Origin of the sequence: Bradyrhizobium sp. U87765 SZCCT0048, assembly GCF_018131225.1 — a bacterium.
Lineage (GTDB): Bacteria > Pseudomonadota > Alphaproteobacteria > Rhizobiales > Xanthobacteraceae > Bradyrhizobium_A.
Map to the genome: position 1 here is coordinate 108373 of NZ_JAFCMM010000008.1, position 13629 is coordinate 122001.

At 59.2% G+C, this 13629-nt stretch carries 12 protein-coding genes; 2 read left to right on the top strand and 10 right to left on the bottom strand.

Translation table 11 applies throughout. The features are described from left to right. Positions 1–52 precede the first annotated feature (52 nt). From uvrB to JQ639_RS34360, 7 genes are all read right to left on the bottom strand, one after another. Complete coding sequence (gene uvrB / locus JQ639_RS34330) at positions 53–2029, bottom strand: excinuclease ABC subunit UvrB (RefSeq protein ID WP_030541533.1); 1977 nt, start codon at positions 2027–2029, stop codon at positions 53–55. A 151-nt stretch (positions 2030–2180) separates the two neighbouring features. Beyond that, on the bottom strand, positions 2181–3527 hold the full coding sequence (locus JQ639_RS34335; RefSeq protein ID WP_229825136.1) for a DUF3422 family protein: 1347 nt from the start codon (positions 3525–3527) through the stop codon (positions 2181–2183). Then, positions 3499–4833 carry an NAD(P)/FAD-dependent oxidoreductase gene (locus JQ639_RS34340; protein WP_103025204.1) on the bottom strand — a complete coding sequence of 445 codons (1335 nt, stop codon included), beginning with the start codon at positions 4831–4833 and terminating at the stop codon, positions 3499–3501. Before JQ639_RS34340 ends, JQ639_RS34335 begins: the two co-directional genes overlap by 29 nt. 20 nt (positions 4834–4853) lie before the next feature. Next, positions 4854–5684 carry an S-formylglutathione hydrolase gene (gene fghA, locus JQ639_RS34345; RefSeq protein WP_103025181.1) on the bottom strand — a complete coding sequence of 277 codons (831 nt, stop codon included), beginning with the start codon at positions 5682–5684 and terminating at the stop codon, positions 4854–4856. Positions 5685–5829: 145 nt separating this feature from the next. Then, a complete protein-coding gene (locus tag JQ639_RS34350; protein ID WP_103025180.1) occupies positions 5830–6228 on the bottom strand; it encodes a VOC family protein in 399 nt (132 codons plus the stop codon). Positions 6229–6280: 52 nt separating this feature from the next. Further along, positions 6281–7390: an S-(hydroxymethyl)glutathione dehydrogenase/class III alcohol dehydrogenase gene (locus tag JQ639_RS34355; RefSeq protein ID WP_103025179.1), complete on the bottom strand. Its 1110-nt coding sequence runs from the start codon at positions 7388–7390 to the stop codon at positions 6281–6283. Positions 7391–7727: 337 nt separating this feature from the next. Further along, complete coding sequence (locus tag JQ639_RS34360) at positions 7728–8939, bottom strand: glutathione-independent formaldehyde dehydrogenase (protein ID WP_229825135.1); 1212 nt, start codon at positions 8937–8939, stop codon at positions 7728–7730. A gap of 400 nt (positions 8940–9339) precedes the next feature. Here JQ639_RS34360 and JQ639_RS34365 point away from each other — a divergent pair, with 400 nt between their 5' ends. After that, positions 9340–10014 (top strand): SDR family NAD(P)-dependent oxidoreductase, encoded by a 675-nt coding sequence (locus tag JQ639_RS34365; protein WP_103025177.1) that lies wholly within the window; start codon positions 9340–9342, stop codon positions 10012–10014. Between the two features lie 48 nt (positions 10015–10062). Here the strand turns inward: JQ639_RS34365 and JQ639_RS34370 are convergent, their stop codons facing one another. From JQ639_RS34370 to JQ639_RS34380, 3 genes are all read right to left on the bottom strand, one after another. Continuing rightward, positions 10063–10983, bottom strand: coding sequence for a LysR family transcriptional regulator (locus JQ639_RS34370; RefSeq protein ID WP_211968951.1), 921 nt, complete (start codon positions 10981–10983; stop codon positions 10063–10065). A 162-nt stretch (positions 10984–11145) separates the two neighbouring features. Further along, positions 11146–11436 (bottom strand): metal/formaldehyde-sensitive transcriptional repressor, encoded by a 291-nt coding sequence (locus tag JQ639_RS34375; RefSeq protein ID WP_030540721.1) that lies wholly within the window; start codon positions 11434–11436, stop codon positions 11146–11148. Positions 11437–11697: 261 nt separating this feature from the next. After that, positions 11698–11961 carry a DksA/TraR family C4-type zinc finger protein gene (locus JQ639_RS34380; RefSeq protein ID WP_030540722.1) on the bottom strand — a complete coding sequence of 88 codons (264 nt, stop codon included), beginning with the start codon at positions 11959–11961 and terminating at the stop codon, positions 11698–11700. 328 nt (positions 11962–12289) lie between these two features. Between JQ639_RS34380 and JQ639_RS34385 the strand changes: the two genes are divergently transcribed. Then, entirely contained in the window at positions 12290–13603 is a 1314-nt protein-coding gene (locus JQ639_RS34385; RefSeq protein ID WP_103025175.1) for a replication-associated recombination protein A, read from the top strand. Positions 13604–13629 lie beyond the last annotated feature (26 nt).

Consider the following 13629-nt stretch of genomic DNA (forward strand, 5'->3'; position numbering starts at 1 on the left):
TACTTCAGCGGGTGGCCAGAACGCTTCAGATACCGATCCACGTCTAATGTGATCATAGATAGATAAACTGGCCATATAGCTTGTCCAGGCGAAGGCGAATGTCTTCCGCCAGTGCGTCGTCGCCGGTGTCGACGGCCGACAGCAGACGATGCTCTGCCTCGCCGATCCGATTACAAAGCTCCGAGAGGTTGGCACAGAACGCTTCCGAGTGAACTGAAGGTTCGGACGCCGGAGATTGCTCGGAGGCGATTTTTCGGATGGATGAAGAGGGGGTGACGCCATGCTCTTCGTTAAAGGCAATCTGACGCTGCCTTCGATCGATTGTTTCATCCATTGCCTGTTTCATTGCCGGTGTCACCACATCAGCGTAAAGGATTGCCTTCCCGTTGACGTTCCTGGCGGCTCTGCCGATCATCTGAATCAGAGTCGGCGCCGTTCGTAGGAAGCCCGCGCGATCTGCGTTGAGAATCGCGATCAGGGATGCCTCGGGAATATCCAGTCCCTCGCGCAAGAGACTTATACCGATCAGGACATCAAACTCGCCGGCGCGAAGGCCGTTTATGATCTCAATCCGGTCTTCCGTCTTAATATCGGAGTGCAGATACCGCGCCCGAACGCCCTTGCTTTCAAGGAAGGCATGAAGATTTTCCGTGGCGACCTTCGTGAGCGTCGTCACCAGCACCCGCTCGTTTCTGGCCGCACGCTCGGTAATCTCGCGCAGCAGATCGTCGATGTCTCCCTCGCAGGGACGGACTTCGACTTCAGGGTCCAGCAGGCCGGTGGGTCTCACGATCTGGTCAACGACGCGATCCTGCGAAATATTCAGCTCATATGCGGCAGGGGTTGCGGAAACGAAGATCGTCTGCGGCTTCATGGCCTCGAACTGCCTGAAGCTCAGAGGATGATTGTTCTTGGAGGACGGCAGACGGAAGCCGAACTCGATCAACGTGTCCTTGCGACTCTGATCGCCGCTATACATGGCCGAGATCTGCGGAATCATCACATGGGATTCATCGACGAACAGAAGGCCATCCTTCGGGAGGTAGTCGAGCAAGGTGATCGGAGGAAGGGAGGGATCGCGGCCACTCAGATAGCAGGCGTAGTTTTCCATGCCCGAGCAGTATCCGACCTGCCGCAGCATTTCGGCGTCGTTCGTAATCCGCTCATATAGGCGTTCCGCTTCCACATGGCGGTTTTCGCTGTTTAACTGAGCAACACGCCTTTCCATCTCTTCAAGGATCGCCGTGGCGGCGGTTTCCACCTGGCTTGCCGAGGCTGCCAGAACCGTCTTCGGCGAGACAAGATAGTGAGCGATGCTCTCCAGTTGTTGTCCGGTAGCTGCGTCGATCCAGTCAAGGGTCTCGATCACGCCATTCGACAACCTGAGACGAATGGCCTTGTATTCCGAATCCGCTGGAAAGACCTCGACCATATCGCCGGTAACGCGATAGGTTCCACGCTTCAGCTTGTGCTCGGTACGATCATACTGCAATCGGGCAAAGCCATGAAGAAGCTCGTTCAGGCTCAACCTCGCGCCCGGCGAGAGCGGAACCTGCAATGCCCGATAATCGTCGGGATCGCCCATTCCGTAGATGGACGACACCGAAGCGACGACGATGGTGTCTCGACGCTCGATGAGCGATTTCGTCGTGGACAGGCGCAGGCGCTCCAGATGGTCGTTGATCGCGGAATCTTTCGGGATGAACCGATCACTACCCGGCAGATATACTTCCGGCTGGAAGTAGTCATAGTATGAAACGAAATACTCCACCGCGTTCTCAGGGAAGAACTGTTTCATTTCGTCATAAAGCTGCGCGGTCAGCGTCTTGTTCGGCGCCAGGATCAGGGTGGGCCGCTTCAGGCGATGAATCACATTGGCCATTGTGAAGGTCTTGCCCGATCCGGTGATCCCCTTCAGGGTCTGATGATGCGCCCCCTCTTCGATGCCTGAGATCAGCCGTGCGATGGCTTCGGGCTGATCGCCCGAGGGGGTATATTGAGAGTGCAAAATGAAAACGCCGGTAGACATTAGAAACCCTCCTGCAAGCGTCGTTTCATGGTGAATATCTTCCCGGCATTACTGCCATTAGAACCTAAATACCGGTAGGCTCCGGCAATCCGGTCTTTGGAGGCGAGGCATGCTTCGTGAGCGCCTTTCGCACCCGAATTAGGTTGTCGGGTCATGTTCGATCCCTCCGATCCGGAAGCCCAGGGTCGCTATGAGAGTTCCTGATCCGCCGAACGGTCCACCATATCGCGAGCAGGACCACGGGAACGAGGGCAGAAATTACCAGTTCGGGTGAAACGATATCGTGGTACCCTGGGAGGCCCTTTATGAGATAGGACAATAGTCCAATGACATAGTAGGAAATTGCCGCGACAGACAGACCTTCTACGGTCTGCTGAAGCCGCAGTTGCAGCCTCGCCCTATTGTTCATGGAGGCCAGCAGATCGCTGTTCTGTCGTTCGAGTTGCACATCGATCCAGGATCGAAGCAGCGTCGTTGCGCGCGCCAGCTTGTCGGACAGGTTGGCCTGACGCTCTTCAATAGAACGGCAGGTTCGCATTGCCGGAGCAATCCTGCGATGTAGGAAACTGCGCCAACGATAGCAGCCGGGGACGAAAGTCTCGCCGAGTGCGGTCAGCCGTTCCTCGACGATTTCATAATAGGCGCGGCTGGCGCCAAAGCGGTAGAGGCTCGACGCCGTGTCGGCCTCAAGCGTTGCCGACAGGTCCGTCAAGCTGGACAGCAGCTCCTCGCTGTTGCGGCGCGCGGACTGGCGCATCTCGTCGGTGATGGCGGCAAGTCGCTTCTCGATCTCCCGCAGATGCGGTCCAAGCTGTTGGGTCATCGGGATGCTGAGAAGGGCAAGCGTCCTATAGGTTTCGATTTCGAGAAGCCGTTGGGCCAGGGCGCCAAGCCGTATTGGCGTTAGCCCCCGATCCAGAATGACAATTCGCGTCAGGCCATCGCTGTCCTGACGGAAATCGGTAATGATATCGGCCATGCCATCCTCGACAAGCGAGTGGCAGCGGCTGACCGGATCGAAGCGATCTATGTAAGACTGCGCACTCTCCTCAGTCCAGGTCACGACATCCAGACGGATACCCGATACGATCGGCCCAGGCGGGATGAAGCCATGTTTGAAGGGATCGAGACCCACCGGATTCCCGGTCTCAGGGTCAAGAGGTGCGCACCACAGGTAGGTGAAGAACTCAGTGTGCTTCTCGCGATGCAGATCGCCCTGCTCGAATGTCAGGCCGTGAAGGGGAGTGCTCTGATCCGGTAGTGAGGCGCCCACCCGGCTCGATAGTTCGGCCAGGGTTTCGCGATCCTTCGCCAGATTGCCTTCGTTCATGAAGGCAAGTTGCACCAAGGCGCGCGGAGCTTCTACCAAGGGAAACGGGCGGGCATGAAGCTCATCTAGGGCAATCTTCCTGCTACCCAAGACTGGCATACCATAGACTGTAGAACTGCCAAGCGGTGTGGCGCCTCCTTCACTCAACTGACGGTCCTTCCTTGTCATTCTTCTTTGCGGCGCCGTAACCATCGTAGTTGTTATAAGTAATCAGCCGGGAACCACGATATCCCATACCATGCGTCCACAACCAGCTTAGCGCAACGCTAAGACGATTCTGCACCCCGATCAGGAAGTAGATGTGAATGAGCTTCCACATCCACCATGCCAGTGTGCCGCGCAGCCGGATCCGCCCCATGTCGACGACGGCAAGACGGCTGCCTATCGTCGCCAGATTGCCCTGATGCCGATAGCGGAAAGGCGTGGTGGTCTTAGAGCCCCGCATCCGCTGACGGATCAGCCGCGCCACATATTGCCCTGCCTGCTTGGCCGCGGGAGCGAGGCCGGGGACGGGCTTTCCGTCCGGGCCGGTAGCAGCCGCGGTGTCGCCAATCACGAAAATGTCGCGCTGGCCGGGCACTGTCAGGTCAGGTCCGACGATGACACGCCCGGCGCGATCAGCTTCCGCATTCAGCCAGCGCGCAGCCGGTGATGCCTGCACGCCAGCCGCCCACAGGATCGTCTGAGCGGGGACAAGCGCACCATCGACAATGACGCCATCGGACGAGCAGTCCGTAACCGGCATGCCGAGCCTGACCTCGACACCCAGCTTTTCCAGCGCCTGGCGCGTATAGGCGGACATATCCTCCGGGAAGACCGACAGGAGGCGTTGCCCCGCCTCGATCAGCACCACGCGCGTCGCATCAGGGTCGATGATGCGAAAATCGTGCGCGAGCGTCCGATGGGCGAGTTCCGCTATCGTGCCAGCAAGCTCCACGCCGCTTGGTCCGCCTCCGATGATGACGAAAGTCTGCAAGGCGGCTCGCCGGGCGGTGTCAGTTTCGCGCTCGGCTTCCTCGAAAGCCAGCAGGACACGGCGACGGATGGTCGTCGCGTCTTCGAGCGATTTCAGGCCGGGCGCGAAAGGCTCCCATTCGTCATGGCCGAAATAGGAATGCGTCGCCCCCGTCGCGATGACGAGCGTGTCGTAGGCAAGCGCCGGGCCGTCCTCCAGGAGGACGTGCCGCTCGTCCGTATCGACATGCCGGACCTCACCGAGCAAGGTGCGCACGTCCCTGCGCTTGCGGAAGAGCGCGCGGATCGGCCATGCGATGTCTGACGGCGACAGCGAAGCGCCTGCGACCTGATAGAGCAGCGGCTGGAAAAGGTGATGGTTGCGGCGGTCGACAAGGGTGACGGCGACACCGCTTCCGGCGAGCCTCTGCACAACCTCCAGCCCACCGAAGCCTGCCCCCACGACCACCACACGATGGCGACCTGAGGCGGTCTCAAGGCCCGATGCGGTTTCGCGCATGGGCGAAGATGCTGGCGCGGTCATTGGAACAGCGCCGCTGCATGATGGGCCATATGCTCGTCGATGAAACTCGCGATGAAATAGTAGCTGTGGTCGTATCCGGGCCTCTGACGGAGGATCAGCGGATGTTCCGCTGCCTCGCACGCTGCTTGCAGGAGACTCGGACGCAACTCACGATCTGCAAACTCGTCATCAAGACCCTGATCGATCAGCAGCGGCAGGCGCTCTCGGACGGTCTTGATGAGTTCGATGGTATCATATTGCTCCCACGCAGAACGGTCATCGCCGAGATATGCCGTGAAAGCGCGCTCGCCCCAAGGCGCCTGGCTCGGCGCGACGATTGGCGAAAAAGCCGATACGCTGCGATAGCGTCCGGGATTGCGCAGTGCCGCGACGAGTGCGCCATGTCCGCCCATGGAATGCCCCGCAATCGCGCGACGGTCATCGGCCGGAAATGTGGCTTCGATCAGTGCCGGTAATTCCTCGACGACGTAATCATACATGCGGTAATTGGCAGCCCAGGGCTGCTGCGTCGCATTGACGTAGAAGCCTGCGCCATGCCCAAGATCATAGCTGGGATCGTCTGCCACGCTTTCGCCTCGTGGGCTGGTGTCCGGCGTGACGATCATGATCCCATGCTCCGCCGCGAAACGCTGCGCGCCGGACTTGGTGATGAAATTCTGCTCGGTGCAGGTCAGGCCGGACAGCCAATACAGCACCGGCACGCGACCGTCCTTGACCTGGGGAGGCAGATAGACGCCGACCTTCATCGGACAACCCAGGCTGATCGAGTCATGCTGATAGACGTCCTGCCAACCGCCGAAGCTGGCGTGATGTTCGACACGTTCCATTTTTGTTTCCTTGCTTCGACGGTTGGTGGACGGTGTGCCGATAGGCTCCTGTTCATGGCTGTTGTGCGGGGGAAGCGCCGGCGGCTGTTTCAGCGCCGGCGACAGCCAGTCATAGGGTTGCGGGTATCGCCATCACCTTCCGGCCTTAGATGAAGGTGTAGGAGCAGACCTTGTTGCCCGCCGGATCGCGCAGATAGGCAGCATAGGCACCCGGCAGGTGGCCACGGGGGCCAGGCTGGCCTTCGTCAGTGCCACCAGCAGCGAGGCCGGCGGCGTGGAAAGCATCCACTTCGGCGGGCGTCGCGGCAGCAAAGCCGACCGTCACGCCATTGCTGGAGGGCGCTTCGCCATTACCGGGGCGGGCAATGATGAAAGCGGGCTTTTCGCGACCGTACAGCACCCAACCATTGCCGAAGGGGCCGAGGTTGTTGATGCCCAGAGCGCCCAAAGCGGCGTCGTAGAACGCTGCCGACTGCTCGACGTCGGCAGCGCCGATGAAGACGTGCGAGAACACGCCGTTGCCGGAGATAACGGGGTCAGCCATGATATTCTTCCTTGAGGTTAGTTATTGAAGTTAACAGACTTGATTTGTCGGATCAGTAGTGGATCACGGTGCGGATCGACTTGCCTTCGTGCATCAGGTCGAACGCTTCGTTGATTTCCTCCAGACCCATGGTGTGGGTGACGAAGGGAGCCAGATCGATGTCGCCTCTCATGGCGTCTTCGACCATGCCGGGAAGCTGGGTCCGTCCCTTGACGCCGCCGAAGGCCGACCCCTTCCAGACGCGGCCGGTGACGAGCTGGAACGGCCGCGTCGAAATCTCCTGTCCGGCCCCGGCGACGCCGATGACGATCGACTGGCCCCAGCCACGATGCGCGGCTTCCAGCGCCGCGCGCATGACGTGGACGTTGCCGATGCACTCGAAGGTGTGATCGATGCCCCAGCCCGTCATCTCGATCAGCACCTGTTGGATCGGCTTGTCATGATCCTTGGGGTTGATGCAGTCGGTCGCGCCGAACTGGCGGGCCAGCTCGAACTTGGACGGATTGGTGTCGATCGCGATGATGCGGCCCGCCTTGGCCTGACGCGCGCCCTGGACCGCTGCGAGACCGATGCCGCCCAGGCCAAATATGGCAACGGAGTCTCCCGGCTGAACCTTGGCGGTGTTGTGGACCGCGCCGATGCCGGTGGTGACACCGCAGCCGAGAAGGCAGACATGCTCGGGATTCGCTTCGGGATTGATCTTGGCGAGCGAGACTTCGGCAACGACCGTATATTCGCTGAATGTCGAGCAGCCCATATAGTGGTATAGAGGCTGGCCATTGTACGAAAAGCGCGTGGTGCCATCCGGCATCAAGCCCTTGCCCTGCGTTTCGCGAACCGCGACGCACAGATTGGTCTTGCCGGACGTGCAGAACTCGCACTTGCCGCATTCGGCCGTGTAGAGCGGAATGACGTGATCCCCCGGCTTGACGCTGGTGACGCCCTCGCCGACCTCGACGACGATGCCCGCGCCCTCGTGGCCGAGAACGACCGGAAAGATGCCCTCCGGATCATTGCCGGACAGCGTGAAAGCATCGGTGTGGCACACCCCGGTATGCGTAACCTTGATGAGCACTTCACCCTTCTGGGGCGGGGCGACGTCGATCTCGACGATTTCGAGTGGCTTGCCTGCCTCGAAGGCAACAGCGGCGCGAGATTTCATCTTTGGATTCTCCTCGTGGGTTGAAGCGGGCTGCCAGCGGCCATGCCTGTTGTGACATGTCGATTCGTGGGCCGCATATACTGCATGGGAGTACACCTAGTATACTCCCATGCAGTATGCAAGAGGATGTCCAAATCAAGGATTGCCAGGGAGTGAAGGGAGGTTAGAGACTCGGAAAACCGCAGTAGCTGGCCGATAGTGCGGTCCGGAATGGTTTGGCTCGTCGATCTGGCGGCGTGCGCGATTGGCAAGCCAAGATTGGCATTCTTGCGTCAAGCCGTCCTGCGAAACCGGAATGCCCCCCGATCATGATCGTGAGACATTCCGGTTGTGAGGATCAGTGCTTCACCGAGCCATGGGGATCGATGACGTACTTGAATGCAGATCCGTCATCGAACTCCTTGTAGGCCGCCGGGGCATCCTCCAGGGCGATGAACTTGATATTCATCATCGGGGTCAGATAGGGCATCCGATCATTCAGGATCGCCCGCATGAGGGCATGGTTGTAATTCGCGGTCGGCGACTGACCCGCCGACATGCGCGGCGACTTGATCCAGCCACTGGCCCAATCGACTTCCATGCTGCCTTTTTTGCTGAGCGGATCTTTGGAGATCGGATTGGGGCAGTAAACGCCGACCGTGCTGGTCATCCCACCGAAACGGACATATTTCAGGAGCGCGTTGGTCACGGCATTCTCGACGATCTTGTCGGAATCCGGCCCGAAGCCTCGACAGTCCAGCCCCACATAGTCGATTACGCGATCGACCTGACGCTTGCCGGTGATGCGTTCGAGGTGGTCCTCGATCGGCGTCCCGTCCGACAGGTTGATGGTTTCGATCCCGTGCGGCTTGAGCAGGTCGAGCCGCTCCTGAATGAAGTCGGCGACGATAATGGCGCCTGCGCCCAGCAGTCGCGCGCAAGCAGCACCCGCACGACCGACAGGCCCCGCGCCGAAGATCAGCACATTCTCACCGACGATATAGGAGGGCTGCGCCGGCCAGTCGGGTGCGGCGAAACCATGGAACGCGGTCGGCAGCACGTCCGACAGCAGCGTCAGATCACGGATCTTCTCCATGGCCGCGTCCTTGTCAGGGAAGGCCAGTAGGTTGAAATCCGCATAGGGGACGAACAGGTAGTCCCCTTGCCCACCGGTCCAACCGCCCAGGTTGAAGCCATAGGCTCCGCAATCGACTTCGGGATTGGTGTTTTCGCACACCTCCGAGCGCATGTGCTTGCAGTTGTAGCAGCGCCCGCAGCCCACGTTGAAGGGGACAGATACGATGTCGCCGACCTTGATATACTCGACATCAGAGCCGACCTCGATCACCTCGCCGGTCATCTCATGGCCCATCGTCATTCCCTTGGGGACTTCGAACGACCCTCTATAGATATGGAGGTCGCTGCCGCAGATGTTCGTGGTGACGATCTTGAGAATGGCGCCGTGCGGTGCCCTCTTGCCCTGCGGGGTAATCAGCTCCGGGAATTTGAAGGTGTTGACCTTCATTTCCATCGGTTTCTCGAAGGTTACGATCCGGTTGCCGGTAGCCATCAGATATCTCCTACGTTCTTTTCAGTGCCCCCTAAGCATTGATGAGAATAAAATTTGACGCGCCTCAATCTGCCGAGCCGAATAACTTCGACACAGCACAATAACGCCGTTGAGTGGCTCATCATTACCGTAGAAGCAGGATGCCCTCGCTTCTTCGTCGCGGCAAACTCGAAGATTCTATCCCAGGATCAGAAATTTCTATGAACACGCCGCGAGATGATGGCGGCTGCGTCAAAACAATACGATATAACATATCACAAACGTAGCGACATAATGCCTGTCGAAGAGAAGGAGCAGTTAAAGTTCATCGAGGCGCCTTCCACGCACACTCATCCGGCATTAGTTGTGTTGGCGGAACGCGGCCAGTCTAGTTATCATTCCTAGACAGAAAGGAGTCCTTATGAAGCGCGCGATTGTAACAGGAGGGTCTGGGCTGATCGGTCAGGAGATATGCTCCGCCTTGTTGAGTGATGGATGGGAAGTCGCATCGTTTGATCTGAAGGAGGGGGCAATCGGTCAGCAGATTTATTGCGATCTTTCGAGCGAAAAATCTGTAACCGAAGCTTTCCGCACCCTTGGCTGGGATCAACTAGACTTGCTCGTCAACAATGGCGGGCTTGTTTACGACACATTCATGCAGCTCGGGGACACCTCACTCGAACAGTGGAACAACACTATCGGTAGCCATCTGACAGGGGCCTTTTTGATGTCGCGAGCGGCATCGCCCCTACTCACCGGCGGTGGTTCAATTGTCATGATGGCTTCCACGCGCGCGTTGATGTCGGAAGGCGTCGACTTTGCCTATGCCGCTGCAAAGGGTGGCATGGTGGCACTCGCGCAGGCGCTAGCTGTGCAACTTGGCCCAAAAATTCGGGTCAATACAATCGCACCTGGTTGGATCACGAACGAAACAAATCTGCGCGCCGAGGACGAGGCGCAGCATCCGGTGGGCCGGGTCGGTCGTCCCCAGGACATTGCCGAGGCCGTTCTATATCTGGCGTCGGCCGGCTTTGTTACGGGGCAAACGCTTGTGGTCGACGGCGGGATGACCAAGAAAATGATCTACGTGGAATAGCGGGTCGCGGGACCGTTCATGCCGCGTTGCCACGGCATGAACGGTCGGTCAGCTCCCATCGGGTTGAAACTGGCGATACAGGTCCAAAGCATCCTGTATCGCGGCGATTGTTTCGGGAGAGCGGACTATCTCCAAAAGTGCGGTCGAAGGCGTCGATTTCAGCTCATTTCTGATCGTAGCCAACCCAACAGCGGCATCCGTGCCTTCACCTGTGACTTCAACCGCCCGAATGTCGGGAATCCGAGCAAAATAGGTTGCGAGGGATTGCGGAAGGACGGTGGCATATCGCCCACTCGCTATATGGGCGGTGAGAACATCGACATTGTTGGTCCTGATCGTCTTTGCGGCACAGTGCCCGAGTCTGGAGTGCGCGGCTTTGGGTAGCGCGCAGTCCAAGATGCACTGGGGCAGATTTGCGACATCATCCCATGAGACCTGTCGCGGCAACGGGTCTCTGGTCGCTTGGAATATGACGATCTGCTCTCGGTATAGAAGGTGAGTATCGAAGTCCTCCTCTGTTACGTCTTCGAGATAGACCAGCGCCATGTCTATTTCATGCGCCAGCAAGGCTTTGGTCAGCGACGAGAGCTGGGTCGCGCGAATGGATTGTTCAAGAAGAGGCATCCTTTCAGCGAGGGCCAAGCTGAGGATCGGCGCCACCACCGACGCACTCGACAGGAGGCCTAAGCGGAATTGCCCTTCAAGCCCACGTTTGAGAGCCGAAATGTCGCGCTCCAGCCCCTCGCAGTTGCTCTCGATCTTCTTTGCCCAAGCCAGCACGGTCTCACCTTCCAAGGTGAGGCCGTCATAGCGCCGACCATGCCGCACGATCTCGACGCCCAAGTCTTGCTCGAGCTGCTTGATGCCGGCGGAAAGCGTGGGCTGCGATACGTTGCAACTCTTGGCCGCTCTGCCGAAGTGCCCCTCGCGATACAACGCAAGCAGGTATCCAAATTTTCTCACGATCATAGATCGCCTCCTATGCTAGAACGGCGAGGAGAGCACCCGTTGTCAAACTCAAAACGCCTTCGCAGAATCAGTCGATCTGTTGCGGGGCTGGACGTCTCAAGCATCTGATGAACAAAGAAAAATACTGATGTAAGAAGCGCGTTTCGTAACGACAGGGATGCGCTATTTGAGATAGGTTCGTAAGATCTTCATCACACCTTCAAGGTCTTCATCGTAATCAGTGGCCTTTGGAGCGGCTTTGGACTTGATCCGTGGATCAAAGGTCTCCCGAAGATGGCTCTCCATCACTTCCGCCATCAAGCCGTTGGTCGCGCCACGCATCGCCACGATCTGCTGAAGCAACGCTGCGCAGCTGGCCCCAGCTTGGATCGCACGCTCAAGCGCTTCGGCTTGGCCCCTGATACGACGAATGCGAGTGACGGCCCGACTTTTCTCTTCTGGTGTGTATGGCATCAAATCTTCCTGTTCGGCGCTGAGGCATACTATACAGGAGATATGTTCATCCATGTGTGATGTCCACGCCTTTATCGGGTGGACGCCGACTTCCCGCCGCGAGGCCTTTGGATGCGGCCAAGCCAGAGGACCGGTCTTGTGCCTTCGTGCGCGGATTCTGATCGGCTTTCAGGCCACTAGGAACGACGGTTGACCGTCGAACGAAGATGACGACTCACGTCCACTCCGAAGCAAGCTTAAGAGCCGATCTGCACCTGCCATTCAACGCAGTTGGCTATCCTTGTTGCCCCGGCGGTTGATCGCGGAGAACGTTGGTCGCTTATCGCGTTCGCCTTGGCAAGCAATACATGTCCTGACTGATGGAATGGCTTGGCGACGTCGCAGCGGGATCTCTTCTCCACACACCTCACATTCGAGGGTGCCGTCTCCCAAAGGAAGTCGAGAACGTGCCGCTGAGAGCGCATCCCTTACAGTAGCGTCAATCTGGTCCTGAACCCCGCCTTCGGGTCCCCATCCGTTCGCCATTTCCGGCTCCTTCAAAGCGCATGCGAGGTCAAATGGTTACATGGGCGCACGAGGCCCAAATATCCCAGCTACGCACATTTAGGAATACTCCTGCCCAGTATCAAGGGCTATGACAGTTGCCTGCTCGATCCCTCCAGCGGAGGTCGCCTTCCGCAGCGCTGTCGGGCGGTCTCTCGGCGATGAGCGCTCCGAACGGATGAGATTCGAATGTTGCGCCCTGGAGTGCGTATACGGTATAGTAGGACCGAGTATAATCATTATTGGCTGGTGGATTCGGTTTGGCGTGGGAACGCTGCGCCATTCGATGCAATGACCCCATGAGGCGATCTTGACTGATTTGTTCACGACAAAGCCCAGACCGCCTTTGGCAGAACTCCTGCGCCCCGGATCTCTCGATGAATTCGTGGGGCAGCGGCATCTGCTGGGTCCGGGAAAACCACTGCGCCTCGCCTTCGAGTCCGGCAGGTTGCACTCGTTCATCCTCTGGGGACCGCCAGGTGTGGGCAAGACCACTTTGGGGCGCCTGGCGGCACGCGCGACCGACAGCCGATTCATCGCCATCTCGGCCGTGCTTGCCGGGGTGAAGGACATTCGGCAGGCCATCGACGAGGCCCAGGCTGAACTGGACAACCATGGTCGATCGACAGTGCTTTTCGTCGATGAGATCCATCGTTTCAACAAGGCGCAGCAGGACGCCTTGCTGCCCCATGTCGAGTCGGGGCTCCTGACCCTGGTGGGGGGAACCACCGAGCATCCCGGGTTGGCGGTGAATTCCGCACTGCTCTCACGCGCACAGGTCTATACCCTCGAACCGCTATCCGGCGACGAGTTGAACCAGCTCTACGAACGCGCCCTGCCGCATCTTCGGGGCGTCACGTTGGATGCGGACGCACTGGACCTGCTCAAGGGCTTCGCAGATGGCGATGGCAGGCGTTTCCTCAATCTGCTTGAGCAGGTGACGAATGCTGCGTCGGGCGCTGGCAAGGCTGTGGTCGATGGCGAGTTCGCCAGGCTGTCCACCAGCCCATCACTGCGCAGGTTCGACAAGGGCGGCGACGAGTTCTACTGGCAGCTCTCGGCCTTCCACAAGTCGCTGCGGGGCTCCGACCCCGATGCAGCCTTGTATTGGCTGGCCCGCATCCTCGACGGCAGCGGCGACGTGAGCCAGGTGACCCGCCGCATGATAGTGATGGCCAGCGAAGACATCGGCAATGCCGACCCGCAGGCGCTGCAACTGGCACTCAACGCCGCGCTGGCCTACGACAGGCTGGGCTTGCCAGAGGGCGAGATACCGCTGGCGCAGGCGGTGACTTACCTCGCCCTCGCCCCCAAGTCGAATGCCGCCTATGCCGCCTGGGACCAGGCCAAGGCATTCGTCAAGCGCAGCGGCTCCCAGCCTGTTCCCCTCCATCTTCGCAATGCACCGACGAAGCTGATGAAGCAGATGGGGTATCACGAAGGCTACCGCTATGCCCATGACGAGCCCAGCGGCTATGCCGCCGGGCAAACCTATTTTCCCGAGGGCGTAGCGCGGCCGGGCTGGTACCAGCCAACCGACAGAGGCGTCGAGCGCAGGCTGGGAGAAAGGCTTGCTTGGCTGCGCTCGCTCGATGACGCAACGCCGCCAAGCGGGGACGCTTGACCGATCTCCCCCGAAATCGGCTCATC